The sequence below is a fragment of the Streptomyces sp. NPDC020192 genome, from assembly GCF_044388685.1.
Classification (GTDB): Bacteria; Actinomycetota; Actinomycetes; order Streptomycetales; family Streptomycetaceae; genus Streptomyces.
The window spans coordinates 88,056-114,738 of record NZ_JBIRXG010000019.1; the positions used below are offsets into that span (position 1 = coordinate 88,056).

The 26,683-nt window shown below is 73.0% G+C and carries 27 protein-coding genes and 1 pseudogene; 14 read left to right on the forward strand and 14 right to left on the reverse strand.

Annotation, left to right across the window (positions count from 1 at the left end; all coding sequences use genetic code 11):
- Positions 1 to 3: 3 nt before the first annotated feature.
- Positions 4 to 1,053, reverse strand: coding sequence for a YbhN family protein (locus ACH47Z_RS31525; RefSeq protein ID WP_399079733.1), 1,050 nt, complete (start codon positions 1,051 to 1,053; stop codon positions 4 to 6).
- A 264-nt stretch (positions 1,054 to 1,317) separates the two neighbouring features.
- Between ACH47Z_RS31525 and ACH47Z_RS31530 the strand changes: the two genes are divergently transcribed.
- Positions 1,318 to 1,965 carry a DedA family protein gene (locus ACH47Z_RS31530; RefSeq protein WP_399079735.1) on the forward strand — a complete coding sequence of 216 codons (648 nt, stop codon included), beginning with the start codon at positions 1,318 to 1,320 and terminating at the stop codon, positions 1,963 to 1,965.
- A 15-nt stretch (positions 1,966 to 1,980) separates the two neighbouring features.
- Here the strand turns inward: ACH47Z_RS31530 and ACH47Z_RS31535 are convergent, their stop codons facing one another.
- Positions 1,981 to 2,508 carry a gamma carbonic anhydrase family protein gene (locus ACH47Z_RS31535; protein ID WP_399079737.1) on the reverse strand — a complete coding sequence of 176 codons (528 nt, stop codon included), beginning with the start codon at positions 2,506 to 2,508 and terminating at the stop codon, positions 1,981 to 1,983.
- A 108-nt stretch (positions 2,509 to 2,616) separates the two neighbouring features.
- On the opposite strand from ACH47Z_RS31535, the gene ACH47Z_RS31540 reads away from it, so the two are divergent.
- Complete coding sequence (locus ACH47Z_RS31540) at positions 2,617 to 3,381, forward strand: acyltransferase (RefSeq protein WP_399079739.1); 765 nt, start codon at positions 2,617 to 2,619, stop codon at positions 3,379 to 3,381.
- 221 nt (positions 3,382 to 3,602) lie between these two features.
- Here ACH47Z_RS31540 and ACH47Z_RS31545 read toward each other — a convergent pair whose 3' ends face one another.
- Positions 3,603 to 4,460 carry an EamA family transporter gene (locus tag ACH47Z_RS31545; RefSeq protein ID WP_399079741.1) on the reverse strand — a complete coding sequence of 286 codons (858 nt, stop codon included), beginning with the start codon at positions 4,458 to 4,460 and terminating at the stop codon, positions 3,603 to 3,605.
- Between the two features lie 106 nt (positions 4,461 to 4,566).
- Here ACH47Z_RS31545 and ACH47Z_RS31550 point away from each other — a divergent pair, with 106 nt between their 5' ends.
- Both ACH47Z_RS31550 and ACH47Z_RS31555 read left to right on the forward strand, forming a co-directional pair.
- Positions 4,567 to 5,139 carry an XRE family transcriptional regulator gene (locus ACH47Z_RS31550; protein ID WP_399079743.1) on the forward strand — a complete coding sequence of 191 codons (573 nt, stop codon included), beginning with the start codon at positions 4,567 to 4,569 and terminating at the stop codon, positions 5,137 to 5,139.
- A 32-nt stretch (positions 5,140 to 5,171) separates the two neighbouring features.
- Positions 5,172 to 5,732, forward strand: coding sequence for a YbaK/EbsC family protein (locus ACH47Z_RS31555; protein WP_399079745.1), 561 nt, complete (start codon positions 5,172 to 5,174; stop codon positions 5,730 to 5,732).
- Between the two features lie 2 nt (positions 5,733 to 5,734).
- Here ACH47Z_RS31555 and ACH47Z_RS31560 read toward each other — a convergent pair whose 3' ends face one another.
- Positions 5,735 to 6,823 (reverse strand): cation diffusion facilitator family transporter, encoded by a 1,089-nt coding sequence (locus tag ACH47Z_RS31560; RefSeq protein WP_399079747.1) that lies wholly within the window; start codon positions 6,821 to 6,823, stop codon positions 5,735 to 5,737.
- A 61-nt stretch (positions 6,824 to 6,884) separates the two neighbouring features.
- Here ACH47Z_RS31560 and ACH47Z_RS31565 point away from each other — a divergent pair, with 61 nt between their 5' ends.
- On the forward strand, positions 6,885 to 7,238 hold the full coding sequence (locus ACH47Z_RS31565) for an ArsR/SmtB family transcription factor (RefSeq protein WP_399079750.1): 354 nt from the start codon (positions 6,885 to 6,887) through the stop codon (positions 7,236 to 7,238).
- Here the strand turns inward: ACH47Z_RS31565 and ACH47Z_RS31570 are convergent.
- The 3 genes from ACH47Z_RS31570 to ACH47Z_RS31580 all read right to left on the reverse strand — a co-directional run bounded on the left by ACH47Z_RS31570 (position 7,232) and on the right by ACH47Z_RS31580 (position 10,837).
- A complete protein-coding gene (locus ACH47Z_RS31570; protein ID WP_399079752.1) occupies positions 7,232 to 8,470 on the reverse strand; it encodes a 4-hydroxybenzoate 3-monooxygenase in 1,239 nt (412 codons plus the stop codon). The genes ACH47Z_RS31565 and ACH47Z_RS31570 overlap by 7 nt on opposite strands.
- Positions 8,471 to 8,537: 67 nt before the next feature.
- On the reverse strand, positions 8,538 to 10,178 hold the full coding sequence (locus ACH47Z_RS31575) for an APC family permease (RefSeq protein ID WP_399079754.1): 1,641 nt from the start codon (positions 10,176 to 10,178) through the stop codon (positions 8,538 to 8,540).
- 227 nt (positions 10,179 to 10,405) lie between these two features.
- Entirely contained in the window at positions 10,406 to 10,837 is a 432-nt protein-coding gene (locus ACH47Z_RS31580; RefSeq protein ID WP_399079756.1) for a CoA-binding protein, read from the reverse strand.
- Positions 10,838 to 11,005: 168 nt separating this feature from the next.
- Between ACH47Z_RS31580 and ACH47Z_RS31585 the strand changes: the two genes are divergently transcribed.
- The 5 genes from ACH47Z_RS31585 to ACH47Z_RS31605 all read left to right on the forward strand — a co-directional run bounded on the left by ACH47Z_RS31585 (position 11,006) and on the right by ACH47Z_RS31605 (position 17,295).
- The gene (locus ACH47Z_RS31585; RefSeq protein ID WP_399079758.1) at positions 11,006 to 11,752 is read left to right on the forward strand and encodes a hypothetical protein; all 747 of its coding nucleotides are present in this window, start codon (positions 11,006 to 11,008) and stop codon (positions 11,750 to 11,752) included.
- A complete protein-coding gene (locus tag ACH47Z_RS31590; protein WP_399079759.1) occupies positions 11,749 to 12,318 on the forward strand; it encodes a SixA phosphatase family protein in 570 nt (189 codons plus the stop codon). Before ACH47Z_RS31585 ends, ACH47Z_RS31590 begins: the two co-directional genes overlap by 4 nt.
- Positions 12,319 to 12,401: 83 nt before the next feature.
- Positions 12,402 to 13,028 (forward strand): YigZ family protein, encoded by a 627-nt coding sequence (locus ACH47Z_RS31595; RefSeq protein ID WP_399079761.1) that lies wholly within the window; start codon positions 12,402 to 12,404, stop codon positions 13,026 to 13,028.
- Positions 13,029 to 13,138: 110 nt separating this feature from the next.
- Positions 13,139 to 14,302 (forward strand): exonuclease SbcCD subunit D, encoded by a 1,164-nt coding sequence (locus tag ACH47Z_RS31600; protein ID WP_399079764.1) that lies wholly within the window; start codon positions 13,139 to 13,141, stop codon positions 14,300 to 14,302.
- Positions 14,299 to 17,295, forward strand: coding sequence for an AAA family ATPase (locus tag ACH47Z_RS31605; RefSeq protein ID WP_399079766.1), 2,997 nt, complete (start codon positions 14,299 to 14,301; stop codon positions 17,293 to 17,295). The genes ACH47Z_RS31600 and ACH47Z_RS31605 overlap by 4 nt, the downstream gene beginning before the upstream one ends.
- A 6-nt stretch (positions 17,296 to 17,301) precedes the next feature.
- Here ACH47Z_RS31605 and ACH47Z_RS31610 read toward each other — a convergent pair whose 3' ends face one another.
- Complete coding sequence (locus ACH47Z_RS31610; protein ID WP_399079768.1) at positions 17,302 to 17,748, reverse strand: Lrp/AsnC family transcriptional regulator; 447 nt, start codon at positions 17,746 to 17,748, stop codon at positions 17,302 to 17,304.
- A gap of 94 nt (positions 17,749 to 17,842) precedes the next feature.
- Here ACH47Z_RS31610 and ACH47Z_RS31615 point away from each other — a divergent pair, with 94 nt between their 5' ends.
- Together ACH47Z_RS31615 and ACH47Z_RS31620 are read left to right on the forward strand one after the other, a co-directional pair.
- A complete protein-coding gene (locus ACH47Z_RS31615) occupies positions 17,843 to 18,319 on the forward strand; it encodes a rhodanese-like domain-containing protein (protein WP_399079770.1) in 477 nt (158 codons plus the stop codon).
- Positions 18,320 to 18,345: 26 nt separating this feature from the next.
- Positions 18,346 to 18,861, forward strand: coding sequence for an immunity 21 family protein (locus ACH47Z_RS31620; RefSeq protein WP_399079772.1), 516 nt, complete (start codon positions 18,346 to 18,348; stop codon positions 18,859 to 18,861).
- 12 nt (positions 18,862 to 18,873) lie between these two features.
- Here the strand turns inward: ACH47Z_RS31620 and ACH47Z_RS31625 are convergent, their stop codons facing one another.
- The 4 genes from ACH47Z_RS31625 to ACH47Z_RS31640 form a co-directional block, all read right to left on the reverse strand.
- The gene (locus ACH47Z_RS31625; RefSeq protein WP_399079956.1) at positions 18,874 to 20,100 is read right to left on the reverse strand and encodes a cytochrome P450; all 1,227 of its coding nucleotides are present in this window, start codon (positions 20,098 to 20,100) and stop codon (positions 18,874 to 18,876) included.
- A 40-nt stretch (positions 20,101 to 20,140) separates the two neighbouring features.
- The gene (locus tag ACH47Z_RS31630; protein ID WP_399079775.1) at positions 20,141 to 21,532 is read right to left on the reverse strand and encodes an NAD(P)/FAD-dependent oxidoreductase; all 1,392 of its coding nucleotides are present in this window, start codon (positions 21,530 to 21,532) and stop codon (positions 20,141 to 20,143) included.
- A complete protein-coding gene (locus ACH47Z_RS31635; protein ID WP_399079777.1) occupies positions 21,522 to 21,770 on the reverse strand; it encodes a ferredoxin in 249 nt (82 codons plus the stop codon). The genes ACH47Z_RS31630 and ACH47Z_RS31635 overlap by 11 nt, the downstream gene beginning before the upstream one ends.
- A gap of 100 nt (positions 21,771 to 21,870) precedes the next feature.
- The gene (locus ACH47Z_RS31640) at positions 21,871 to 22,524 is read right to left on the reverse strand and encodes a hypothetical protein (protein WP_399079779.1); all 654 of its coding nucleotides are present in this window, start codon (positions 22,522 to 22,524) and stop codon (positions 21,871 to 21,873) included.
- Between the two features lie 53 nt (positions 22,525 to 22,577).
- On the opposite strand from ACH47Z_RS31640, the pseudogene ACH47Z_RS31645 reads away from it, so the two are divergent.
- A pseudogene (locus tag ACH47Z_RS31645) lies at positions 22,578 to 23,131 on the forward strand (SDR family oxidoreductase); the annotation flags it as partial.
- Between the two features lie 26 nt (positions 23,132 to 23,157).
- Here ACH47Z_RS31645 and ACH47Z_RS31650 read toward each other — a convergent pair.
- Both ACH47Z_RS31650 and ACH47Z_RS31655 read right to left on the reverse strand, forming a co-directional pair.
- The gene (locus ACH47Z_RS31650; protein ID WP_399079781.1) at positions 23,158 to 24,846 is read right to left on the reverse strand and encodes a DUF885 domain-containing protein; all 1,689 of its coding nucleotides are present in this window, start codon (positions 24,844 to 24,846) and stop codon (positions 23,158 to 23,160) included.
- A 52-nt stretch (positions 24,847 to 24,898) separates the two neighbouring features.
- Positions 24,899 to 25,384 carry an Lrp/AsnC family transcriptional regulator gene (locus tag ACH47Z_RS31655; RefSeq protein ID WP_270085030.1) on the reverse strand — a complete coding sequence of 162 codons (486 nt, stop codon included), beginning with the start codon at positions 25,382 to 25,384 and terminating at the stop codon, positions 24,899 to 24,901.
- 60 nt (positions 25,385 to 25,444) lie between these two features.
- On the opposite strand from ACH47Z_RS31655, the gene ACH47Z_RS31660 reads away from it, so the two are divergent.
- Entirely contained in the window at positions 25,445 to 26,677 is a 1,233-nt protein-coding gene (locus tag ACH47Z_RS31660) for a trans-sulfuration enzyme family protein (RefSeq protein WP_399079783.1), read from the forward strand.
- Positions 26,678 to 26,683: the final 6 nt, after the last annotated feature.

Consider the following 26,683-nt stretch of genomic DNA (forward strand, 5'->3'; position numbering starts at 1 on the left):
CACTCAAAGGATCTCGGCCCGGATCAGCGCCGACAACGTCAGCGCGCCCGGCACCAGCGGCACCCAGTCGGTCAGCACCCGGTAACCGATGACGGTCGCGGTGGCCACCGCGGGGGCGGCGCCGAAGGTGATCAGCGTCCACACCAGCGCCGCGTCGACCGCGAGCCCGCCCGGCACCGGCACCGCCCCCACCGCCGTACCGGCCGCGAGACAGGCGAGCACCACCTGCTCCCACGGCAGCTCCAGCCCGAGCGAGGCCCCGACACAGGCGAGGGCGGCCGCCTGCAGCAGCGGCATCGCGACCGCCCCGCCCCAGAGGGCGGCCACCCGGCAGGGCCGCGTGTGCACCTCCCGCGCATCGGCGAGGGCACAGCGCAGCATTCCGGTCACCGGCCGCCGCAACGGCCGTACGACGGTCAGCAGCACCCCCGCGACCGCGAGGGCCCCGCCCGCGACGGCGGCGACCGGCACCACCAGCCGCCCGTCCGGAACCAGCTCCCCGAGGCGCCGCCAGGCCGGCGACACCGCCAGGAACACGACCAGCACCACGGTCTTGGCGGAGGACTTGGCCAGCGAGTACAGCCCCACCGACGCGGTCGCGCGGTCCAGCGGCACCCCGCGCGCCCGCAGAAAGCGCACAGTCACGGCATGGGCACCGAGGCCGCCGGGAAGCGCGTGGTTGGCGGCACCGGCGGCGAACTGCGAGGCCAGCAACTGCCCCGCCGGCAGCCGGTCGGGCAACGCGCCCTGCCGGACGCACGAGGCCGCCACCCAGTTCAGACAGGTGAAACCGCCCCCGGCCAGCAGCCACCAGGGATCGGCCGCGACGAGCCGCCGTACCCCTTCGTACACGACCGGCCGGTTGGCCACCGCCCAGCCGCCGGCCAGCAGTAGCGGAGCCAGGCACAGGGCCAGCCGTACGGGCCGGCCCACGAGGAAAGACGCGGGCCGGGGCGAGGGCGTTGCCTCGGTGAGAGATCCCTTGGCGAGGGACCTCTCGGTGAGCGAGGCCGACACAGGGAGCGAGAGCGGGGACGGAGAGGGAGCGGACACGGGGAGGTCGTCCTTCCGCGGCGGGTCCCGGGGCGGGGACCTGGGGGAGGCGGGTCGGGCGATACCGGGGGAGCCTTCCCCGCCCGCGTGACACCGGGGTGTCCGGAAACCCAAGGACCGGGGGCGGGACGGTGCCACCGGGGAGCCGACGGGGAGGGTGTGCGCTTAGCCGCCGTTCACCGCCGACCAGGTAGCCTTCCCTTGGGACGCCCTTTGCACGCGGCGCCCGGCAGGCAGGGACAGCGACAGGGGGAGGAACCCGCGGTGCACGTCCAGGAATGGCTCGACTCGGTGCCCGCGGCCGCCGTCTACGCCGTGGTGGCCCTGGTGATCGGTCTGGAGAGCCTGGGCATTCCGCTGCCGGGCGAGATCGTCCTGGTCTCGGCGGCGCTGATGTCCTCCCAGCACTCCGGCATCAACCCGATCGTCCTCGGCGCGTGCGCGACCGCCGGTGCCGTGATCGGCGACTCCATCGGCTACGCCATCGGCCGCAAGGGCGGCCGCCCGCTGCTGGCCTGGCTGGGCAGAAAGTTCCCGAAGCACTTCGGCGAGGGCCATGTGGCCACCGCCGAGCGGTCCTTCCAGAAGTGGGGCATGTGGGCCGTCTTCGTCGGCCGCTTCATCGCCCTCCTGCGCATCTTCGCCGGCCCCCTCGCGGGCGTCCTGCACATGCCGTACTGGAAGTTCCTGATCGCCAACGTCCTCGGCGGCATCTGCTGGGCGGGCGGCACGACGGCCGTCATCTACTACGTGGGCGTGGTCGCCGAGGGCTGGCTGAAGAAGTTCTCCTACGTCGGCCTCGCGGCAGCGGTCCTCGTCGGCCTGGCCTCGATGCTGCTCGTCAAGCGCAGGGCGAAGAAGGCCCAGGAGCAGGGCGAGCGGGAAGCCGAACCGGTGAGCGCCGGTGAGTGAAGTTGCCGAGCGCGCCTACTGATGCACATCCTTGTGCGCCTTGGCCAACTCCGCGTACATGGTGCCGTTGAGGGTGACCCCCTGCCGCTCTTCCTCGGTGAGAGCCCGCTTCACCTTGGCCGGCACCCCCGCCACCAGCGATCCTGGCGGTACGACCATCCCCTGCGGCACCAACGCCTGCGCGGCGACAAGCGACCCGGCGCCGATGACGGCCCCGTTCAACACGGTCGCCCCCATCCCGATGAGGCAGTCGTCCTCCACGGTCGCCCCATGCACCACCGCGTTGTGCCCGATGGACACCCGCTCCCCGACGGAGACCGGAAAGCCGGGATCCGCATGCAGCGTGCAATTGTCCTGCACATTACTGCTGGCACCGATCTCGATCCGCTCGACGTCGCCCCGCACCACGGCGCTGTACCAGACACTCGCCCCGGAGCGGAGCGCAACGTCCCCGATCACGGAAGCCGTAGGCGCCACGAACGCCTCGGGATCGACCTGGGGCTCCCTGCCGCCGATGCCCACGATCAGCGCCTGCTGCGTCATCACCGTTCTCCTCGTGTCGTCGTACCCCGCACCGTACGACACGGGCTGGGGCAAAGATCACAGCAGCCGGGCCTCTCGCCGAAAGCGCCCGCTTAGTAACGTACCCCCGTGCCCCAGCGCAAGAACACGTTCTCATCCTGGCGTCACCGCGCAGCACAGCGCGCGGTGCACGCGGTCTGGGCCTGGGCGCAGCGCACGGGCTCCGTCACCGCCGATCACCCCGGCCGCCTGAAGTTCGGCGCGATCGGCGAAGCCACAAGGCTCGCCTTCCCGCTCGGCACCGTCTTCGGCGAACCCTGGATCCACCTCGGCTCCCACTGCATCATCGCCGAGCAGGTCACGCTGACCGCCGGACTGATGCCGGACCTGGACCTCGGTCCGGACCCGATCCTGCGCATCGGCGACGGAGTGGTCCTCGGCCGGGGCAGCCATGTCATCGCGGACACGACGGTCACCATCGGCCGCGACTGCTACTTCGGCCCGTACGTCTACGTCACCTCCACCAACCACTCCTACGACGACCCGCACGAGCCCATCGGCAGACAGTGGCCGCGGATGGAGCCGGTGGAGATCGGCCCGGGCTGCTGGATCGGCACCGGCGCGGTGGTCCTGCCCGGTGCGCGGATCGGCCGGAACGTGGTCGTCGCGGCCGGTGCCGTGGTGCGCGGCACGGTGCCCGATCACGCCGTGGTGGCCGGCGCGCCCGCCCGGGTCGTACGACGCTGGACGGCCGAGGACGGCTGGCAACCCCCGCTGCGCACCCCGGCGCCGGTGCCGATCCCGGACGGCATGACGCCCGAGCAACTGCGGGCGCTGGCCGAGCTGGACGAGGAGGCCGTGGCACAGCTGGCCCGGCTGGAGCCGGAGGGCTGACCCACTGCGTCGGCGCATGCTCGCCGGAGGCCAGCCGGCCGACGACCGGGTGCCCGGCACGTGGCGGCCGGCGATCTCGCCGTCGGCGCCGCCCTCGCAGGGGAGCATCCTGTTGGCGCGGTCATCGCCGGCCGGTGGCGGCCGAGGACCTGGGGCCCGGTCAGCCGGCCCGTGGCCGTCCGGCTGGGGCTGCTCCGGTGGCGCGGGTCGCGGCGGGCGGCTCAGCCGGTTGCCAGCAGTAGCGTGCCCAGCAGGGCGAGTCCCGCGCCCGCGGCCTGGATCGCGCGCAGCCGCTCGCTGAGGAAGCCGCGTGCGGCCAGCGCGGTCACCACCGGGTACAGCGAGGCGAGGACGGCCGCCACGGTGACCGGGCCGTGCTGGGCGGCGACCGCGTAGGTGCCGTTGGCCGCCACGTCGGCGAGTCCGACGAAGGCCAGTGCGGGCAGCGAGGCCCAGGGGAAACCGCCGTCGGGCAGCGCGCGGCCGCCCCGGCGCACGGAGACGGCGAGCGCGGCCCCGCCGACCGCGACGTTCGTCAGCCGCTGCACGAACAGGGCGAGGAACAGGCCGGTGACACTGGTCGAGGCCTCCTTGACCAGAGCGAAGACCGTGCCGAAGCCGAGCGCCGCGACCAGCGTGAGCAGGATCGTCTGCCGCTGCACGGGCGCGCCGCGCAGCTGCGGACCGCCCGCCAGGACGACACCGGTGACGGCGACCGCGATACCCGCGACCTGAAGCAGCCCCGGGCGCTCGCCGAGGACCAGGCCGACGCCGACCGGGACGGCCACGCTGAGGGTGGCGAGCGGCGAGACGACGCCCATGGGGCCGAGCGCCAGGGCCTTGTAGAAAGAGAGCAGGGCGACCGGGCCGGCCAGCCCCGCGGCGAACGCGAACCACAGCCGCGGCCCGGCCTCGCTCCAGCCGCCGGTCGCGACGACGATCGCGCCCAGCACGGCCGCCGCGATGGCCTGCGAGACGACCACGACCGTCAGCGCGGGGCTGCGCCGGGTCAGCAGTCCGCCGCCGAAGTCGGCCAGCCCCCACAACAGGCTGGTGGTGAGGGCGAAGAATGCTGTCACGGCCGGCCTCGCAGTACAGTTTGGTGAACGATCGGGTGCACCTCACCGTAGTTCAGCGTAGTGAACTCTGTCATCCCATATAGTGAACTCTCCTGATGGACGTGATGTGTCGGACCTCGACCTGCTGACCCAGTCCCTGGCGCGCAACGTCAAGCGCTGGCGCACCGAGCGCGGCTTCACCCTGGACGCGCTCGCCGCCCGCGCGGGAGTCAGCCGCGGCATGCTCATCCAGATCGAGCAGGCCCGGACGAACCCCAGCATCGGCACCGTCGTCAAGATCGGCGACGCGCTCGGGATCAGCATCACCACCCTGCTCGACTACGAGCAGGGCCCCAAGGTCCGTATCGTCGCCCCCGAGCAGGCCGTACGGCTGTGGCACACCGACGCCGGCAGCTACAACCGGCTGCTGGCGGGCACGGAGGCCCCCGGCCCGGTGGAGATGTGGGACTGGCGGCTGATGCCGGGCGAGTCCAGCCCCTCCGAGCCGCACCCGGTGGGCACGGTGGAACTCGTCCATGTCACCGCCGGCGAACTGACCCTCACCGTCGACGGCGTGGCCCATCTGGTGCCGGCCGGCGCGAGCGCCACCTTCGAGGCCGGCACCGAGCACACCTACGGCAACGAGGGCGATGTACCGATGGAGATGATCATGGCCGTCTCGGTGCCGCCCGTGCGCTGAACCGCGCGACGGCGGGCTGTTAGCGTGCGGCCATGCGCGCACCCATCGGAGACTTCGACACCGCCACCCCCGTCCCGGACTGCCTGGACGAACTGACCGCGCCGGTCGCCGACGCCGTACGCACCTGGCAGGGCGCGGTCCCCGCCGACCGCGTCCTCTTTGTCGACACCGACCCGCGCTGGGCGGACACGGCCGTCTTCGTCGAGCACTACGGCCGCGATCTGCTGGAGCAGTCGGCGAACTGCGTGGTGGTCGCGGGCAAGCGCGGCGGCGAGACCACGCTGGCCGCGTGTGTGGTGCTGTCCACCACCCGGGTCGACGTCAACGGCGTCGTCCGCCGTCATCTCGGCGCCCGCAAGGCCTCGTTCGCCTCGATGGACACGGCGACCGGCGAGACCGGGATGGAATACGGCGGCATCACCCCCATCGGCCTGCCCGCCGACTGGCCGGTGCTCGTGGACGCGGCCGTCGCCGACCTGCCCTACGTCCTCGTCGGCAGCGGCCGCCGGCGCGGCAAGCTGCTGGTTCCCGGCAAGGCCCTCGCCGAACTGCCCGGCGCCGTGGTGCTGGAGGGCCTCGGCATCAGCGTCTGACCTCAGGCCGTCACGTGATGGGCCAGCGCCAGATGCGGGTCCGTCTCGCCCGGCGCCGGTGCCGGGTCGGCGTGCACCAGGGCGGCCGCCAGCCTCGGTACGGCGTGCAGCAGCGCGTGTTCGGCCTCGACGGCGATCGTGTGCGCCTGCCGTACGGTCGCCTCGCCGTCCACCACCACCGCGAGTTCGGCCCGCAGTCGGTGCCCGATCCAGCGCAGCCGCAGCTCGCCCACCGCGCGCACGCCCGGCACCGCCGACACCGCCCGCTCGGCCCGGTCCACCAGCGCCGGGTCGACGGCGTCCATCACCCGCCGGAACACCTCCCGCGCCGCGTCCCGCAGCACCAGCACGATCGCGGCCGTGATCGCCAACCCCACGATCGGATCCGCCAGGTGGAAGCCGAGCGCGGATCCGCCCGCGCCCACCAGCACGGCCAGCGAGGTGAAGCCGTCGGTGCGGGCGTGCAGCCCGTCGGCGACCAGCGCGGCCGAACCGATCTCCCGGCCCACCCGGATCCGGTACCGGGCCACCCACTCGTTGCCGACGAAGCCCACCAGCGCGGCCGCCGCGACCGCCGGAACGTGCGAGACCGGGCGCGGATCGAGCAGCCGGCCGACGGCCGCCCACGCGGCGAAGGCCGCCGAGGCCGCGATCGTCAGCACGATCACCAGCCCCGCGAGGTCCTCGGCCCGGCCGTAACCGTAGGTGAACCGGCGGTTCGCCGCCCGCCGCCCCAGCACGAAGGCGATGCCGAGGGGTACGGCGGTCAGGGCGTCGGCGGCGTTGTGCACGGTGTCCCCGAGCAGCGCCACCGACCCGGAGACGGCCACCACGACCGCCTGCGTCAGCGCGGTCGCCCCGAGAACAGCCAGCGACACCCACAGCGCCCGCATTCCGCGCGCCGAGGATTCCAGGGCGGAGTCCAGCTTGTCGGCCGTCTCGTGGGAGTGCGGGGTGAGCAGGTGCGCGAGGCGGTGCCGGAGGGCGGCTGCGCGGGAGGGGGAGTGCGTGTGAGCGTGGGTGTGGTGATGATCGTGACTGTGCCCGTGCCCGTGCTGGTCATGGTGCTGGTGAGGGTGCCGGTCGCTCACGTGGGTCCCCTTCCGGTGTGCGGGAGTGGACGCCTGGCGCCCACGGGACCATTATGTGCGTATGAGCGCACGCATGCACCTATCACCTGCGCACCATACGCATCCGCGCACCCCGGGCGAGGAACAGTTCGCGCTGGCCGCCGAGCTGCTGTCCCTGCTCGGCGACCGCACCCGTCTCACCCTGCTGCACGCGCTGGCGGGGGGAGAGGCCGACGTCACGACGCTCACCGAGGCGTGCGGCGCGGCCCGTCCCGCCGTCAGCCAGCATCTGGCCCGGCTGCGGCTCGCGGGCCTGGTGAGCACCCGCAAGGAGGGCCGCCGGGTGGTCTACTCACTCGCGCACGGGCACTTGCGCCGACTGGTGGACGAGGCCCTGAAGACCGCCGACCACCACCTCACCGAGCGGGCTCAGTAGGCGGCGGCCGTGCCGAGGTACTGCTCGGCGAAGGCGGCCGCGGCGGCGGGCGAGGAGAACAGCCGGCGCAGCCGGGCCAGGGTGGTGCCGGCGCGGAACGGATCGCCCGACGCGACGCCGTGGTAGATGTCCGACAGCCACTGTGAGAACTCCTGGTAGTCCCACACCCGGCGCAGACACGCCTCCGAGTAGCCGTCCAGGCCGCTGTCGTCGTCCCGTGTGACGTACGAGGCGAGCGCGTCGCCGAGCAGGAAGGCGTCGTGCAGGGCGAGGTTCATGCCCTTCGCGGCGATCGGCGCGACCAGGTGACCGGCGTCGCCGGCCAGGAACAGCCGCCCGTGGGCGAGAGGTTCGACGACGTAGTGGTGCATGTCCAGCACGCGTTTCTCGAGCAGCCGGCCCTCGGTGAGCGGGGGCGCGCCGGCCGCGCCGAGCCGTTCGCGCAGTTCGGTCCAGACCCGCTCGTGCGGCCAGTTCTCCGGGTCGTCGCCCGGCGGGCACTGGAGGTAGAACCGGGTCACCTCGGGGCTGCGGGGCATCTGCCCGGCGAACCCGCGCGGATGGACGCCGAACAGGACACAGTCCGTGGACGGCGGCACCTCGGCGAGCAGCGCCAGCCAGCCGATGCCGTCGTCCTGCCGGGACATCCGCCGCCGCTGCTCGGGTATCGCGTCCCGGGTCACCCCGCGCGCCCCGTCGCAGCCCGCGACGAAGTCGCAGCGCAGCAGCCGCCGTTCACCCGTCTCCGGGCAGCGGTACGACACCGCCGGCCGGTCCGTGTCCAGGTCGTGCAGGGTGACGTCCCGGACCCCGAAGCGGATGTCGCCGCCGCGTACGTCGGCGTACTCCCGCACCAGGTCCGTCACCAGCAACGGCTGGGGATAGACGTAATGATGACGGTCCGTCAGATCGGCGTAGGGGAAGCGGTGGCGCTCGCCGGCGAAGCGGAACTCGCAGGCGCTGTGCAGCTCGGCCCGCTGCGGCAGGTGTCCGGCCAGGCCCCGGCGGGTGAGTTCGCGCACCGCCCATTCCTCGATGACGCCGGCCCGGGGCCGGGTCTCGATGAACTGTCTGCTCTCGGTCTCCAGGACGACACAGTCGACCGAGGCGGCCCGCAGGATGTTGCCGACGGTGAGCCCGGCGGGCCCGGCGCCCACGACGACGACCGTGCGGCGTTCGTCCGTACGGCCGTCGTGGGGCGCGGAGGTGGAGTGGGGGGAGGGGGAGATCACCCCCGCATTATGACGGTGTCCCGTCAGCCACGGCTCGGCTGACGGGACACCGCACGGGAGGAGCGGATCAGTGGGCGGGGGCGTCGGTGACGACGACCTCCTCGATGCTGCGCTCGATCGCCTCGGGCGCGGAGGCGGTCGCCTTGGCCCAGTAGTAGATGCCGAGCGAGAACACCGTGACGACCAGCATGTCCCACCACAGCGGCAGGTCACCGTTGCCGCCGAAGGTGCTCAGGTAGGAGATCACGCCGATGCCCAGCAGGTAGGGGACCAGCCACTGCGCGGCCTTGAAGTCCAGCCGCGGCGCGTTGGGCAGGTCCTTGCGGATCGCGTAGGCGGCGTAGGAACCGAGCAGCACGTAGCCGATCAGGATCGCGAAGCCGAGGCGCCACAGGGTGTCCCAGCCGGACCAGAAGATGATCAGGTTGGCGACCACGAACGACAGCGGCGAGATGATGTTGCCGGCGGGCAGCTTGTACGGACGGTCGTGGTTCGGCAGCCGGTCCTTGAAGACGCCGTAGGCCAGCGGGGCACCCGCGTACATCAGCACGCTCGCCGAGGTGATGAAGCCGACCAGCGTCTGCCAGCTCGGGAACGGCAGGAAGCAGATCACACCGGTCACGAACGACATCGCCAGGCCGAACCACGGCACACCGCGCGAGTCGGTCTTGGCGAAGATCTTCGGCGCGTAGCCGTTCTTGGCCAGGCCGTAGGAGATACGGGACGTGGCGGTGGTGTAGATCAGGCCGGTGCCGCCGGGGGAGATGATCGCGTCGGCGTACAGGACCCAGGCCAGCCAGCCCAGGCCGACCACCGAGGCGAGACCCGCCCAGGGACCGCTGATGCCGGCGTAGGCCAGGTGCGCCCACCCCTTCGCGAAGGAGGCGTGGGGCAGGGCGGCGATGAACACGACCTGGAGCAGGACGTAGATCGTGGCGCCGATGGCGACCGAACCGAGCGTGGCGCGCGGCAGGTCACGCTTCGGGTTGCGGCTCTCACCGGCCAGCTGGATCGCCTGCTCGAAGCCGAGCAGCGCGAAGATGATGCCGCTGGAGCTGATCGCGGTGAGGACACCCTTGGCACCGAACGGCGCGAAGCCCTCGGAGGTGAAGTTGGACGGGTGGAAGTTGCCGATGGCGATGATGAAGATCGCGGCGAGCGGGACGGCGATCTTCCACCAGGTGGCGGCGCTGTTGGTGTGCGCCAGGATGCGGACGCCGAGGAAGTTGACCGCGACGAAGACCGCCATGAGGAACACCGCGACGACGATGCCGCTGGTCGTCAGGGTGCTGTCGGCGTTCTGGAACCCGTCGGCCCAGTGCCAGTGCTTGGCATAGCCGATCATGGCCTCGACCTCGATCGGGGCCACCGTCGCGGCCTGGAGCCAGGAGAACCAGCCGAAGGACATGCCGGCCAGGCCGCCGAAGGCGTAGTGCGGGTAGCGCGCGGTGCCGCCCGCCACCGGGAACATGCCGCCGAGCTCGGCGTGCACGAGGGCGAGCAGCACGATGGCCACCGCGCCGATCACCCACGAGATGATCGCCGCCGGGCCCGCTGCCACGACGGCCTTCTCGGCGCCGAAGAGCCAGCCCGATCCGATGATGGAACCGACCGATGCCCACATCAGACCGATGAGTCCGACGTCGCGGCGCAGACCACCACCGGTATCGCTTGTGGCTACCGGTGGAGCCTGGTCGACATTCGCCATGTCAAGTGGCCTCTCAGATCGTAAACGCAGTATTAACGAGCAAGGACGCCACAGGCTAGGGGTGCGTTCCGCGCCGTCAAAAGACTGTTAACCAAATTTTGACCTGGGATCTTAGCTGTCTTGGGCGCACGCTGGGTTACAGAGTTGTCACTGGTCAGATGCCCAGTGCGAATGTCAATATTCAGAGCTGAATTGTGAGTAACAGGAGAGATTCGCCGGTGTGGAGGCTAGTGCAGCCGGGGAATTTCGATCGCCGGGCAGCGGTCCATGACCATCTCCAGCCCCGCCGTTCGGGTCCGTTCGTACGCCTCCGGGTCCACGACACCCAGCTGGAACCACACCGCCCGTGCGCCCTTCGCCGCGGCCTCGTCCGCCACCGCGCCGGCCAGGTCGCTGTTGACGAACACATCGACGACGTCCACGTCGAACGGGATGTCCGTGAGGGAGGCGTACCCCTGCTCGCCGTGCACCGTCTCGGCCTTCGGGTGCACCGGCACGATCCGCTTGCCGAACCGCTGGAGCACCTGCGCCACGCCGTACGCGGCCCGGTTCCGGTTGCCCGACAGGCCGACCACGGCCCAGGTGTCACCCAGCTCGGTCAGGATCCTGCGGATGGTCGCGTCGTCGCCGTACGTGTCGTCGGGGTGCGTGGCCGCCATGGCCGCCTCCTCAGGGGGCGCGGGAACTGTTCGCCTGGGCAACAGTGCCGCGGGGCGCGCGGATTCCCGCCCCGCCGCCTCGCCACGGCGACCGGAATCGGACACAGGATGCCCGCGAGTCGACACAGAATGCCTGCGTACGGCCGTCCGCCCGCCTACGCTCGCCCCGTGCTGCGCATCCTCGACGCCCGAACCGGTGAGCCCGTCCCCGCCGCGCCCGCCCGCCGCGCCCTGACCCGGATCGAGGCGTACGCCTCCGGCCTGGACCCGACGGCCCTGCGGGTGCTGCTGACCGCCGACCTCCTGTCCCGAGCCCTCGAACTGTCCGGCACCCCGGTCTGGACGATCCTCACCGCCCCCCGTCGGCACGCCGAGCTCCGCTCCGCCGCCACCACCCTGTCCGTCCGCTCCTTCGAAACCGACCGCGACCTGCCCTCAGCCCTCGGCGAGGCCCAGGCGATCCACGTGACAGCAGATCCCACGGCTGCCTTCGGGGCAGGGCCGGTGCTACGGGTGGCACCGGTGGAGTGGACGGGCGTCCCGATGCCCCCCGAGCTCCCGCCCCTCCTCCTCGCCGATCCCGAAGCCCTTCGGCTCGCTCTGCTCGCCGTCCCACGCAGTGAACCCGTTCGGCTGGATCCCGGTGTGCTGGGTGAGGCGGCCGGGTGCCTCGGGCGGTGGCGGGAGGCTGTGGCGGGGTGGGCTCGACGGCCGTCCAGGCCGGTGCCCGAGGCGGTGCGGGAGCGGTTGCGGGCCGCGTGGGAGGGCGATCTCGACATGCCCGGGGTACTGGGTGTGCTGCGGGATGTGGAGAGTGATCCGCATGCGGCCGACGGTGCTCGGTTCGAGACGTTCGTCTACGCCGACCGGCTGCTCGCCCTCGGCCTCGCCCGTGACCTCGGGAGCCTCGCGTGAGCGCGCGGGCGGGTGCGGCGGGCCCGCTGCGTCGGCTGGTGGTGCTGCGGCACGCGAAGTCCGGCTGGCCCGAGGGCGTCGAGGACCACCGCAGGCCGCTCGCGCCGCGCGGCCTGCGGGACGCCCCGGCCGCCGGACGTGCCCTGGCCGAGGCCGACTGCCTGCCCGACCTCGCCCTGTGCTCCACGGCCGTACGGGCCCGCCGTACCTGGGAGCTGGCCTCCGCCGAGTGGGGCACCCCGCCGCCCGTGCGCTACGACCGTCGGCTGTACGCGGCCGACGTGACCGACCTCCTCGACGTGGTCCACGAGGTGTCGGCCGAGGTGGAGACCCTGCTGCTCGTCGGGCACAACCCCGGCTTGGAGGAGCTCGTCCTGGAGCTGGCCGGGGACGGTCTCGACGACACCCTGGAGCGGGTGCGGACGAAGTTCCCGACGTCCGCCATCGCCGTCCTCACCTGGCACGGCACCGGCTGGTCCGCCCTCGCCCCGGGCGCCGCCCTGCTGACATGGGTGGCCGTACCGCGCGGGAGCAAGAACGGGAGCAAGGACGGAGGCAAGAAGTAGCCGACCGCCTTCACGCGCGCGTACCCGAGCCGTAGCCCCCACGCGCGCGTGGCCGAGCCGTACGCACCGCATAGTCTGGCGGGATGCAGGACGAGTACCGCACAGTCGCCCGCGCGGGCGTGCACGAGACCGAGATCAACCGCTCCCGCTTTCTGTGCGCCCTCGCCCCGGCCGCCACGGAGCAGGAGGCGCAGGACTTCATCGCCTCCGTCCGCAAGGAGCACGCCGACGCCACCCACAACTGCTGGGCGTACGTCGTCGGCGCCGACGCCTCCGTGCAGAAGGCCAGCGACGACGGCGAACCGGGCGGCACCGCCGGCGTCCCCATGCTCCAGATGCTGCTGCGCCGTGAGATGCGCTACGTCGTCGCGGTCGTCACGCGCTACTACGGGGGCGTCAAGCTCGGCGCCGGCGGACTCATCCGCGCCTACGGCGGTGCCGTCGGCGAGGCCCTCGACGCCGTCGGCACACTCACCCGGCGCCGCTTCCGGCTGGCCACGGTCACCGTCGACCACCAGCGCGCGGGCAAGGTCCAGAACGACCTGCGCGCCACCGGACGGGAGGTGCGGGACGTCCGTTACGGCGAGAACGTCACGATCGAGATCGGGCTGCCCGACGCCGACGTGGACGCCTTCCGCGCCTGGCTCGCCGATGCGACCGCGGGCACGGCCGGGTTCGAACTGGGCGGAGAGGCCTACGGAGATGCTTGACAGGTCAAGACCGCATTAATCGGGCATATGGCAATAAAGGTGCCGGTCTTGATGGTTGATACGGGAGTAACCGCCCGTGATGTCAGTCCCGGCCGTTAATCTCGGGGATCATGAGACTGCTGCACACGTCCGACTGGCATCTCGGCCGGGCCTTCCACCGGGTGAACATGCTCGGGGCCCAGGCCGAGTTCATCGGTCACCTCGTCACCACCGTGCGTGAGCACGCCGTGGACGCGGTGGTCGTGTCCGGTGACGTGTACGACCGCGCGGTGCCCCCGCTCGCCGCGGTCGAGCTGTTCGACGACGCGCTGCACCGCCTCGCGGACCTCGGCGTGCCCACGGTGATGATCTCCGGCAACCACGACTCGGCCCGCCGCCTCGGCGTCGGCGCCGGGCTCATCGACCGCGCGGGCATCCACCTGCGCACCGACCCGGCCGCCGCCGGCACCCCGGTCGTGCTGAGCGACGCCCACGGAGACGTCGCCTTCTACGGGCTTCCGTATCTCGAACCGGCCCTGGTGAAGGACGAGTTCGCGGTGGACAAGGCCGGTCACGAGGCCGTGCTCGGCGCCGCCATGGACCGCGTTCGCGCCGACCTCGCCACGCGCGCGCGGGGCACCCGCTCCGTCGTCCTCGCCCACGCCTTCGTCACCGGCGGCCGGGCCAGCGACAGCGAGCGGGACATCACCGTCGGCGGGGTGGCCGCCGTCCCGGCGGGCGTCTTCGACGGCGTCGACTACGTGGCCCTCGGCCATCTGCACGGCTGCCAGACCATCACCGCGCGCGTGCGTTACTCCGGCTCCCCGCTCGCCTACTCCTTCTCGGAGGCCGACCACCGCAAGAGCATGTGGCTCGTCGACCTGGCCGCCGACGGTACGGTCACCGCCGAGCGCCTCGACTGCCCGGTGCCGCGCCCGCTGGCCCGGATCCGGGGCACCCTGGAGGACCTGCTCGCCGACCCGGCCCTGGCCTGCCACGCGGACGCCTGGGTCGAGGCCACCCTCACCGACCCGGTCCGCCCGGCCGACCCCATGGCCCGGCTCACCGAGCGCTTCCCGCACACCCTCAGCCTCGTCTTCGCCCCCGAGCGGGCCCCGGACGACCCCCGGGTGTCGTACGCCCGCCGTCTCGCCGGCCGCAGCGACCAGCAGGTCGCCCAGGACTTCGTCGCCCATGTGCGCGGCGCCGGGCCCGACGACCGCGAGCTGGACGTGCTGAGCGAGGCCTTCGACGCGGTGCGCGCCGACGACGCCGTACGGGAGGTGGCCCGGTGAGGCTGCACCGGCTCGACATCACCGCCTTCGGGCCCTTCGGCGGCTCCCAGAGCGTCGACTTCGACGCCCTGTCCACCGCCGGCCTCTTCCTGCTCCACGGTCCGACGGGCGCGGGCAAGACCTCCGTGCTGGACGCCGTCTGCTACGCCCTGTACGGCTCCGTCCCCGGCGCCCGGCAGAGCGGCAGCGGCCAGGGCATGAACCTGCGCAGCGACCACGCCGAGCCCGGCACCCGCGCCGAGGTCCGGCTCCACCTCACCGTCGCGGGGCGCCGGCTGGAGGTCACGCGGCAGCCCGCGTGGGAGCGGCCCAAGCTGCGCGGCAAGGGCACCACGGTCGACAAGGCCCAGGCCTGGCTGCGCGAGTACGACAGCGCCACCGGCGCCTGGAAGGACCGCAGCCGGTCGCACCAGGAGATCGGCGCCGAGTTCGAGCAGCTCCTCGGCATGAGCCGCGAGCAGTTCTGCCAGGTCGTGCTGCTGCCCCAGGGTGACTTCGCCCGCTTCCTGCGCGCCGACGCCGAGGCCCGCGGCCGCCTCCTCGGCCGGCTCTTCGACACCCGGCGCTTCGCCGACGTCGAAAAACGCCTCGCCGACCGCCGTCGCGCCACCGAGGCACGCGTGCGTGAGGGCGACGCGGCGCTGCTCGCCGACGCCCACCGCATGCAGCAGGAGGCCGGCGACGCCATGGAGCTGCCCGAGCTGGCGCCCGGCGACCCGGGCCTGGCCGAGGCGGTCCTCGGCGCCGCCGCCGTCGCCCGCGCCACCGCGCGCGAGCGCCTCACCGTCGCCCACCTCGGCCTCGGCGCCGCCGAGTCCGCCCACACCGAAGCCCGCCGCGCCCTGGACGACGTACGCGAACTCGCCCGGCTGCAGGGCAGGTTCGCCGAGGCCCGGCAGCGCGCCGAGCGGCTCCAGCAGCACTCCGGCGCCCACTGTGAGGCCCAGGAGCGCATGGAGCGGTCCCGCAAGGCGGAGGCGGTCGCACCCGCGCTGGAGCTGCGCGAGGCCGCCGAGGAGGAGCACCGCAGGGCCACCGCGGCCGAGACGCGCGCACGCGGGACGCTCCCCGACTCCTACGCCGACGCGGGTGCGAGCGGACTGGCCGCCCACGCCCGCCGGGCCGCCGAGGAACTGGGCGGCCTGGACGCGGCCCGGCGCGCCGAGCGGCGGCTCACCCAGCTCGCCGAGGAGCGCTCCGGGCTCGACCGGCAGGAGCGCGCCGACGAGGAGGTGCTGCGCGAGGCCGAGGCCTGGCTCGACGGCTGGGACACCACCCGCACCGCGCTCCAGGCCCGCGTCGACTCCGCCCAGGAGGCCGCCACCCGGGCCGAACAGCTCGCCGTCCAACGGGAGCCGATGGCCAAGCGGCTCACCGCGGCCCGTACCCGGGACACGCTGGCCGCGGACCTGGAGGACGCACGGCACCGGGCGCTCGCCTCCGAGCGGCAGGCCCTCGGCGCCCGCGCCCACTGGCTCGACCTCAAGGAACAGCGCCTGAACGGCATCGCCGCCGAACTGGCCACGCACCTCACCGACGGCGAGCCCTGCGCCGTCTGCGGAGCCACCGAACACCCCGCCCCGGCCCGCAAGGTCGCCGGACACGTCGACCGCGAGACCGAGGAACGGGCCCACCAGGCCTCCCAGCAGGCCGACCGGCAGCACGTCGAGGACGAACGGCGGCTCGGTGTCGTCCGCGAGGCCCTGGCCGCCGCCACCGCCGAGGCCGGTGACACGCCCACCGCACAACTCGAAGCCGCCGTAAGCGAGCTGGAGCAGGAGTACACCCGCGCCCGCCGCGAGGCCTCCGTCCTGCACGCCGCCCACGAGGAGCTGCGGCGCGCCGAGCGGGAACGCGAGCAGCGCCTCGCCGACCGCCAGCAGGCCGCCGTACGAGCCGCCTCCCGGCTCACCCGGCGCGAGACCCTGGAACGCGAACAGGCCCAGCTGGAAGCGGAGTTGACGCAGGCGCGCGGCACCGCCGACAGCGTGGCCGCGCGCGCCGCGCAGCTGGAGCGGCGGGTCGCGCTGCTCACCGACGCCGCCGACGCCGCGCGCACCGCCGAGGACAGCGCCCAGCGCCTGAAGGACGCCGACGCCCGCCTCGCCGACGCCGCCTACCGGGCCGGCTTCGACACCCCGCAGGCCGCGGCCGCCGCCCTCCTCGACCCCGCCGCCCACCGCGAGCTGCAACACCGCCTGGACGCCTGGCAGTCGGAGGAGGCGGCCGTACGCACCGTGCTGGCCGAGGCCGACACCGCGGCCGCCGCCCAGCAGCCCCCCGCCGACCTCGCCACGGCGGAGCGGACCGCGGCCGAGGCGGAGCGACGCCTGCGCGAGGCCGCCTCCGCGCGCGACGCGGCCGCCCGCTGCCGCACCGAGCTGGACCGCCTCTCCGCGCGCGCCACCGAGGCCGTACGGCGACTCGCCCCGCTGCGCGAGGAGTACGACCGGGTCGCCCGCCTCGCCGCCCTCACCGCGGGCACCTCCGCCGACAACGAACGCAAGATGCGCCTGGAGTCGTACGTCCTGGCGGCCCGCCTGGAACAGGTCGCCGCCGCCGCGACCGCCCGGCTGCAGCGCATGTCGTCCGGCCGCTACACCCTCGTCCACTCCGACGACCGCTCCGGACGCGGCCGCAGCGGGCTCGGGCTGCACGTGGTCGACGCCTGGACCGGCCGTGAGCGCGACACCACCACGCTCTCCGGCGGTGAGACCTTCTTCGCCTCGCTCGCCCTCGCCCTCGGCCTCGCGGACGTCGTCACCGACGAGGCCGGCGGGGTGGGGCTCGACACCCTCTTCATCGACGAGGGCTTCGGCAGCCTCGACGACCAGACCCTCGACGAGGTCCTCGACGTCCTCGACTCCCTGCGCGAACGCGACCGCAGCGTGGGCATCGTCAGTCACGTCGCGGACCTGCGCCGCCGGATCCACGCCCAGTTGGAGGTCGTCAAGGGAAGGACGGGGTCGACGCTGCGGCAGCGGGGGGTGTGACGGCGGTCAGCGGCCCAGTGCCCGCCGGGGCAGCGGGGAGGAGTATACGACGCTGGTGGTCACCGACCCCAGCGCGCCGATCTTCCCGGAGATCTCCTCCAGATGGGACATGGAGCGCGCGGTGACCTTGATGACGAAGCAGTCGTCGCCCGTCACATGGTGCGCCTCCAGGATCTCGGGCGTGGCGGCGACCAGGTCGTGGAACGGCCTGTAGTTGCCGTTCGGATAGCGCAGCCGCACGAACGCCAGGATCGGCAGCCCGAGCCGCTCGGGGTCGACCACCGCCGCGTACCCCTGAATCACGCCCGCCTCCTCCAGCCGCCGTACCCGTTCGGTGACGGCGCTCGGCGACATCGAGACGGCGCGCGCCAGCTCGGCGTAACTGGCCCGGCCCTCCCGCTGGAGGACCTCGAGGATGCGCCAGTCGGTGGCATCCGGGGAATACACGGTCATCCCGGATGGATAGCAGGGGAATCCCGGCCTGGGCAAGGGGAACGCCGTGGATTCTCACTTCAGGGAGCGGGCCCCGCACCGTAGATTCTCAGCCATGATCAACACGACCTCCCAGAACCCCGTCCTGCGCGTGGCCCCCGCCACTCCCGCCGAGGCCGCCGCCTACTTCCGGGCGAGCCTCGCCTTCCACGCCGACGTCTCCGACGTGGCCGCCGCGCTCGCGGCCGGCGGCGACCCCGGATTCGCCCTCGTGGACTCCCGCTCGACCGAGTCCTGGGACCAGGGCCACATCCCCGGCGCGATCCACCTGCCCACCGCGCTCATCCCCGAGCAGGCCGGGCAGCTCCTCGACAGGTCCGTGCCCGTGGTGACGTACTGCTGGGGCCCCGGCTGCAACGGCGCCACCCGCGCCGCCCTCGCCCTCGCCGAACTCGGCTACCAGGTCAAGGAGATGCTCGGCGGCTTCGAGTACTGGGCGCGTGAGGGCTTCGCCCACGAGACCTGGCAGGGACCGGCGCGGCGCGACGCCGATCCGCTGACCGCGCCCGTCGAAGGCGAGTGCGGCTGCTGACGGCGGCCCGTGTAGGTTCTTGGCCCATGGCGCGATACGCGGATCCAGGCGTGCTGGAGTGGGTGGAGTCGGGCGGCGGCCCCCTGATAGCCGTACCCGAGACGGTGCTGCCGTTCTGGTCGGGCGCCGACAGCGAGGACCTCGCCACGGACTACGACCGGGCGTGCGAGGTCGACGGACAGGTCGGCCTGCTCCCCGTCGGCGACAGCGCGGCGCTGGTGTTCGGCGAGGAACCCGCCTCCACCTCCTTCCTGCCGGAACACGCCACCTTCGTACGGTGGTCCGCGGCGAACTCCGAGGCGGACCTGCTCGCCGGAGTCCCGGCCGCCCTCGACACGGCGGTGTGGGGGAGCGAGGTCCACTGGCGGGTGCCCGGCCCGGTGCTCCTGTTCGACTCCGCCTGGCCCGGCCCGGCCGCCGGCCGGATCGAGCACCTGCGGGTGCCGCTGGAGGCGGGCACGTACGCGGTGCGCGCCGCGTACGCGCAGCCTGGTCCGGAGACCTGGGTCGGGCTGGTGCGGCTCACGCGGCTCGCACACTGAAGCGGTGAGCGCTCAGCGCAGCCCGTCGAAGGCGATCTCCAGATGCCGGGGGCCGCGCAGCACCGCGTTCTGCCGGTAGGGCGGTGGGTCCGCCACCAGGCGGGGGTTCTCCAGCCGCCGGGCCAGCACGGACAGCGCGATCTGGGCCTCCAGCCGGGCCAGCGGCGCGCCGAAGCAGCTGTGGACGCCGCTGCCGAAGCCGAGGTGCTGGATGTCCCCGCGGTCCGGGTCGAAGCGCTCGGGGTCCGTGAACCGCTCGGGGTCACGGTTGCCCGCACCCAGCACCAGCCAGATCTGCGAGCCCTTGGGGATGGTGACTCCGCGCACCTCGATGTCGGCGATGCAGGTGCGCTGCGGGACGAGCTGCACCGGCGGCTCGTAGCGCAGCAGCTCCTCCACCATGCGGGGCGCCAGGCCCGGGTCGCGGCGCAGCCGCTCCAGGAACTCCGGGTGGCGCAGCAGCGTGAGCATGCCGTTGGTGATGAGGTTGACGGTCGTCTCATGGCCCGCGATGAGCAGCAGCACGGCCGTGCTGAGCACTTCCATCGTCGTCATGGCGCCGTCCGGACCGTGACTGTTCACCAGATCGGACAGCATGTCGTCGCGCGGCTCCTTGGCGCGCTGCTCCACCAGCCCGTTCAGGTACATGCCGAGCTGCAGCCGTGCCTCCTGCGCGGCCCGCGCGGATTCGGCGCTCGTACGGGTGTCGGGATCCAGACCGGCGACGATCGGGTCGACCCAGGCGCGGAAGCGGGGCTCGTCCTCCCGTGGCACGCCGAGCAGCCGGCAGATCACCGTCACCGGGAAGGGGTAGGCGAACCGATCGACCAGGTCGATCTGCCGGGCTTCCCCGAAGTCGTCGATCAGCCCGGTGACGATCTCACCCAGTTCGTCCCGCATGTTCTCGATCCGGCGCGGCCTGTGCGGTGGCCCGAAGGAGCTGTTGGCGATCCTCCGCAGCCGGTCGTGCTCCGGAGGGTCGAGCCGGATGAAGCTGGGCGGCAGCCCCGTCTCCTCCGGCCCGGACAGCTCGTCGCCCCCGGCCGCGGCCAGGTTCCCGGCGTCGGAGCTGATCCGCGGATCGTGGAGCAGGGCCTCGATGTCGTAGTACGAGCTGATGAGGTAGGGGCCGTCCTCCTCGTGCAGCACCGGTGTCCTGCGGAGTTCCTGGTAGATCGGATACGGGTCGGCGCGGTTCGCGAAGTCGGTGATCTGGCGCAACATGGAAGCGTGCGTCACGGTCATGGCGGGGTCCTCGGAGCGTCGGGCCGGGCGGCGGTCAGTTGTGGGCCGGGTGGAAGACCAGCTGCTGGTCGGCCGGTGAGTAACCGCTCAGGGTCACGGTCGGGCCGTGGGTCGGCAGGGACGGGTCGGGGAAGTCGGCATCCACCGGCTGCCGGTTCTCGGGACGCCGGTCGACCGTCGGATACTCCACCGGGAACGGCGCGCCCCGCTCGATCTGCCGCCCGTAGAACTCCAGCCAGCGGGCGTTGTCGAAGGTCACGGCGGCGATGACGCGGCCCTGGTGGCCGTACACGCCGACGAACCGGCGCTCGGCCAGTGAACCCTGCGTGATCATGAGCTGGTCACCCATGGGCGGAACGCCCACCGACTTGATGTTCACGCCGAACATCGACGACCAGAACGCCGGCATCCACAGGTGCGGGCGCCGGTCGGCGCCGGGGCAGATCATGTTGTGCGCGGCCGTCTCCGCCTGCGCGACGGCGTTGCCCCAGTGCTCCAGCGAAAGGAACTGGTAGCCGAACACCGCGTGCGGGGAACGCGCCACATCACCCGCGACGAACACGTCGTCCGTGACGATGCCCCGGAAGTCGAAGGCGCGGCAGCCCGCGTCGCACGCGATGCCCCGGGGCCCGGCCCCCAGGCCCGAACCGGTCAGCCACTCCGTGTTGCGCTGCGAGCCCAGCGAGACCACGACCACGTCCGCCTCGACGACACTCTCGTCGGACAGATGCACGGCCCGTACCCGGCCGACCGGGTCACCCTCCAGCGAGGTCACCGTGACATGGGTGCGCAGGTCCACGCCGTTCTCGGTCTGGAGGTCGGCGGCGACCGCACCGATCACCCCGCCGAGCGCGCCCACCAGCGGCGCCCCCGCGCGCTCCGCCACGGTGACCGGGATGCCCATCTCCCGGCAGGCCGAGGCGACCTCCGAACCGGCGAACCCGGCGCCGATGACGAACACCCGGCGCGGTCCCGCCTTCAGCCGCTGGTACAGATCGGCCGCGTCGTCCCGCGTCCGCAGCACGCAGACGCCGCTGAGCCGGGCCTCGTCCTCCTTCGGCCAGGGCCGGGCGCGTACCCCGGTCGCGATGAGCAGCCGGTCGTACGGCACCTCGTCCCCGTCGGCCAGCCTGACCCGCTTCGCCGTCAGGTCCAGGCCGGTCGCCGCGACGCCGAGCCGCCACTTGGCGTCGATGTCCCGGCGGTGCGGCAGCTCGGTGCGGTGCGGGGACGCCCTGCCCAGCAGGACGGACTTCGACAGCGGCGGCCGGTCGTACGGCTCGTGGTGCTCGTCACCGATCAGGGTCAGCTCCCCGGCGAAGCCCTCGGCGCGCAGCGTCTCCGCCGCGCGCAGACCGGCGAGGGAGGCGCCGACGATCACGATCCGCCCCTCGCGCCTGAGCCAGTCCAGGTAGTCAGCGACCATCGGACGCCTCCTGACCGGATCCCGCTCCCGGCCGGCCGACGAGGTCGTCCAGCCCGTCGGCCAGGATCGCCTGCACCGGGCAGGCGGCGACCGCGCGGGCCAGTCGCTCCCGTTGCTCCTCGGGTGCCTGCGGGTTGTAGATCAGTGACTCCTCGCCGTGCATGGCGAAGACGTCGGGAGCCAGGAACGCGCACTGGGCGTACCCCTGACATTTGTTGAGATCCACGACGAGCCTCATCGGCGTTCCGCCCTTCCCGTGGCCAGGTCCGGTGGTCATGTCCCGCTCGCCAGCATGAGAGCCACGCGGGGAACCCGCCTGTCGGCAACCCCCGTCCGGGTCAACGGGCGCGACCGCTCACCAGCAGGATGTGCCCGCTGAGCACCAGCGACCACACGGGAAGCACCAGCTCCGCCCAGGGCACGTTGGAGGCGGCCACAAGCAGGGTGAGCGCGGTGAGGAAGCCGAAGACGGTGAGCGAGCGGGGCAGCACGCCGAGGCGGTGGCCGATCACCGACATGGAGCACACGAAGACGGCCGCCATCCGCATGGCGTACTCCATCATCAGGACGTACGCGAAGTGCCGCCCGAAGTCCCAGGAGGTGAGCCCCGGTGCCGTACCGGACGGATGCGCGACGGCGAGCACGGCACGGGCCGCGGCGGCGGCGCCGAAGAGCGTGGCGGTGAAGACGAGCCCGCTGCCGAGGAAGACGGTGGCGAGAAACTTGTCCTCGACCGCGCCGATATGCGTCCGTACGGCGCCGATGAACCAGAGGAAGAAGACCCCGGCGAACGGCACCAACGCGAGGGCCGTGCGCAGGGCGTCCCGCCGTCCGGAGTCCGTGAACCCCTGAGCGGTCACGGCGGCCCCCTCCGGAATGCTCAGCCGTACGAGGACGATCACCGCCGCCAGCAGCAACGCGAACACGACTCCCGCCACCCCGGCACTCCGCGGCGCCCGCCACTCCTCCACGCCGCCCCACCTCCTCACCATCACCCGCGCCACCAGCTAGCGACCTGAGGGCCACCGACGCCACCGGGGGTGGGCTGGACGGGCGAGGGCAGTGGCATCCGGGGTGTGATCCGCCAACCTCAGAATTCGCTCGCCCCCACCCGGCCGACCTGCGTCGGGATCCGCTTCCGTTGCGTGGGCGTACCGCGCTTGTCACCGGGGCCGGTCGGCGGGCTGGGATCGGGTGTGCTGTGGCGCGGACAGCCCCGAGGCCGTGGCCGGAGCCGCGCGTGACGTGCTCGTCCAGGCCTACGCCCGCTCCCGCGCCGAGCTGCCCCCGGACACCCCCGGCGGGCGGGTCGTGGTGATGACCTCGGGGCAGGGCATCGCCTACGCCCTGCAGAAGGGCGCACTCGCCTCGGTCACCCGGTCCCTGGCCGCCACGCTCGCCGAGCGGGGCATCACGGTGAACGCCGTCAACCCCGGCCCCGTGGACACCGGTTACGCCACCGGCGAGGCGCACGCGGCCGTCGTCGCCCGGTTCCCCGGCGGGCGCTGGGGCCTCCCCGACGACCCCGCCCGCCTCATCGTGTGGCCGGCCACCGACGAGGCGCGCTGGATCACCGGGGAGGTCGTCAACGCGGAAGGGGCTTGCGCCGTTGACGTGGAACGTCGTCAGAGCTGGGACAGCTCGTCCACCAGGTCGTCCAGGCCCAGCGAACCCTGCGACAGCGCCGCCATGTGCCAGGCCTTGAGGTCGAAGGCGTCGCCGTGCCGCTCGCTCGCCCTCTCCCGGCCCAGCAGCCACGCCCGCTCACCGAGCTTGTAGCCGATCGCCTGGCCCGGGATCGTCAGGTACCGGGTCACCTCGCTCTCCACGAAGTCAGCGGGGCGGCTGCTGTGCGCGCCGAAGAACTCCTGCGCCAGCTCCGGCGTCCAGCGCTCACCGGGGTGGAAGGCGGAGTCCGCCGGGATCCGAAGCTCCAGGTGCATGCCGATGTCCACGATCACCCGGACCGCCCGCATCATCTGCGCGTCCAGGTAGCCGAGCCGCTCCTCGGGGCCCCTCAGATAGCCCAGCTCGTCCATCAGCCGCTCCGCGTACAGCGCCCAGCCCTCGGCGTTGGCGCTGACGAGGCCGACCGTGGCCTGGTAGCGCGAGAGGTTCTCGGCCACGTGCGCCCACTGCGCGAGCTGGAGGTGATGCCCGGGCACGCCCTCGTGGTACCAGGTGGAGACGAGGTCGTAGGCCGGGAAGCGCGTCTGTCCCATGGTGGGCAGCCAGGTGCGGCCGGGGCGCGAGAAGTCCTCCGACGGGGCCGTGTAGTAGGGGGCCGCGGCGCCACCGGGCGGCGCGATGCGCGACTCCACCCTCCGCACCCGCTCGGCGAGTTCGAAGTGCGTGCCGTCCAGGTCCGCGATGGCCTGGTCCATCAGGCCCTGGAGCCAGTCCCGGACCTCGTCCACGCCCTCGATGTGCCGGCCGTGCTCGTCCAGGTGCGCGAGCGCCTCCCACGGCGTCCCGGCGCCGGGCAGGATCTTCTCCGCCTCCTGCTTCATCTCGCCGAGCAGCCGGTGGAACTCCGCCCAGCCGTATGCGTACGCCTCGTCCAGGTCCAGGTCGGTACCGTTGAAGTAGCGCGACCAGCGGGCGTACCGCTCGCGGCCCACCGTGTCCGGGGCGCCCTCGATCGCCGGCGCGTACACGTCCCGCAGCCAGTCCCGCAGCTCCACGAGCGCGGCGGTCGCGGCGCCGGCCGCCGCGTCCAGCTCGGCGCGCAGCGCGTCCGGTCCGGCGGCGGCGAAGTCCTCGTACCAGCCGCGGCCCGAGCCGGTGTCCGTCCACTCGGTGAGCTGCTCGACGAAGGTGGCGGTCGGCCGCGGCGCCGCGAACAGCTTACGGTCCAGGCCCAGTTGGAGCGAGGCGCGGTAGCCCGCGAGCGCGCCGGGCACCGCGCGCAGCCGCTCGGCGATCGCCGCCCAGTCCTCCGCGGTCTCCTGCGGGGTGACCGTGAAGACGTCCCGCACCGAGTGGCCGGGCGTGCTCATGTTGCCGACCGCGCGCAGGTGCTCGTCCGCCTCGTGGACCGCGAGCTCGGCGGTCAGCCGCTCGCGCAGCAGCCGCCCGCAGCGGCGCTCCACGTCGCTGTCCGCGCCGGGCTGCCGCTCCGCCTCGTCGAGCCTGGCGAGGGTCGCCCGCGCCAGCTCCGCCAGGGCCTCCTGGCCGGCCGGCGAGTAGTCGGGCAGCCGGCGCGAACTCTCCTTCACACCGAGATAGGTGCCGGTGACCGGGTCGAGGGCGATGAGGTCGTCCACATACGCGTCGGCCACCTGACGGGGCAGCGGGCTCTTGGTCTCAGACATGCCGCCCATCCTCGTACGAGGACGATCTCCGCGTCACCCGCGTTCGGGGGATTCAGCTCTGGGCGTGGCCGGGCGGCAGCAGCGGGCCGCACTCCCACTGCTGGAAGATCAACCGGGTCTCCACCCGGGCCACTTCCCGCCGTGCCGTGAACTCGTCGAGCACCAGCCGCTGCAGATCGGCCATGTCCGCGACGGCCACATGGACCAGATAGTCGTCCGGTCCGGTCAGATGGAACACCGTGCGCGCCTCCGGCAGCGCCCGGATCCGCTCCACGAACGGCCCGACCAGCTCCCGCCGGTGCGGTCGTACCTGCACGGACAGCAGCGCCTGCAGCCCGCGCCCCAGCCTCGCCGGATCGAGCTGCAACCGGTGGCCGAGGATCACGCCCGAGCGGCGCAGCCGGGTCACCCGGTCCAGACACGTCGACGGCGCGACCCCCACCTGCTCGGCGAGGTCGCGGTAGGTGGTCCGGGCGTCGTTCTGCAGCAGCCGCAGCAGATGGAGGTCCACCGGATCCAGTACGACAGATTCGGCCATTGGCCGAACGTAACACGGTGCTCCGCCCCAGGAAACCGTTCACTGTTCACCCTTCCCGCCATGGACACAGCGAGCACCGGTGCCTACGACGGCGTACGCACCGCGACCAGAGCCCTTGCCACCGAGGCCGTGCACGCCGGCCGCGACGACCTCGCCCGCCAGGGACTGCACGCCCCGCCGATCGACCTGTCCACCACCTACCCCTCCTACGACAGCCGCGCCGAGGCCGCCCGCATCGACGCCTTCGCGACCGACGGCGCCGACCCGGTCGGGCCGCCCGTCTACGGCCGCCTCGGCAACCCGACCGTCGCCCGCTTCGAGACCGCCCTGGCCCGCCTGGAGGGCACCGGCTCCGCGGTCGCCTTCGCCAGCGGCATGGCCGCACTCAGCGCCGTCCTCCTCGCCCGGTCCGCCATGGGCCTGCGCCATGTGGTCGCGGTACGACCCCTGTACGGCTGCAGCGACCACCTGCTGACCGCCGGGCTCCTCGGTACGGAGGTCACCTGGACCGACCCGGCCGGGATCACCGACGCGCTGCGCCCGGACACGGGGCTCGTGATGGTCGAGTCCCCGGCCAACCCGACCCTCGCCGAACTCGACCTGCGGGCCGTCGCCCACGCCTGCGGTTCGGTGCCGCTGCTCGCCGACAACACCTTCGCCACGCCCGTGCTGCAACGCCCGGCCGAACAGGGCGCCCGGCTGGTGCTGCACAGCGCCACCAAGTACCTCGGCGGCCATGGGGACGTGCTGGCCGGGGTGGTCGCCTGCGACGAGGAGTTCGCGGGCCGGCTACGGCAGATACGATTCGCCACCGGCGGCGTCCTGCATCCGCTCGCGGGCTATCTCCTGCTGAGGGGACTGTCCACGCTCCCGGTGCGGGTCCGGGCCGCCTCCGCGAACGCCGCCGAACTGGCCCGCCGGCTCACCGCTGACCCGCGCGTGGCCCGCGTCCACTACCCGCGGCTGGGCGGCGCGATGATCGCCTTCGAGGTGTACGGCGACCCGCACGACGTCATCTCCCGGGTCCGGCTCGTCACCCCGGCGGTGAGCCTGGGCAGCGTCGACACGCTCATCCAGCACCCCGCGTCCATCAGCCACCGCATCGTCGACGCCGACGACCGGCGCGGGGCGGGCGTGAGCGACCGGCTGCTGCGGCTGTCGGTGGGGCTGGAGGACGTGGACGACCTGTGGGCGGACCTGGACAGTGCGCTGGGCGCGCTGCCGGAGCGGCCGGTGGTGGGTATGGCGGGGGCGGGCACCGCCGGACAGCACCGTCGCGGCGGATTCGTCTGAGCGGCG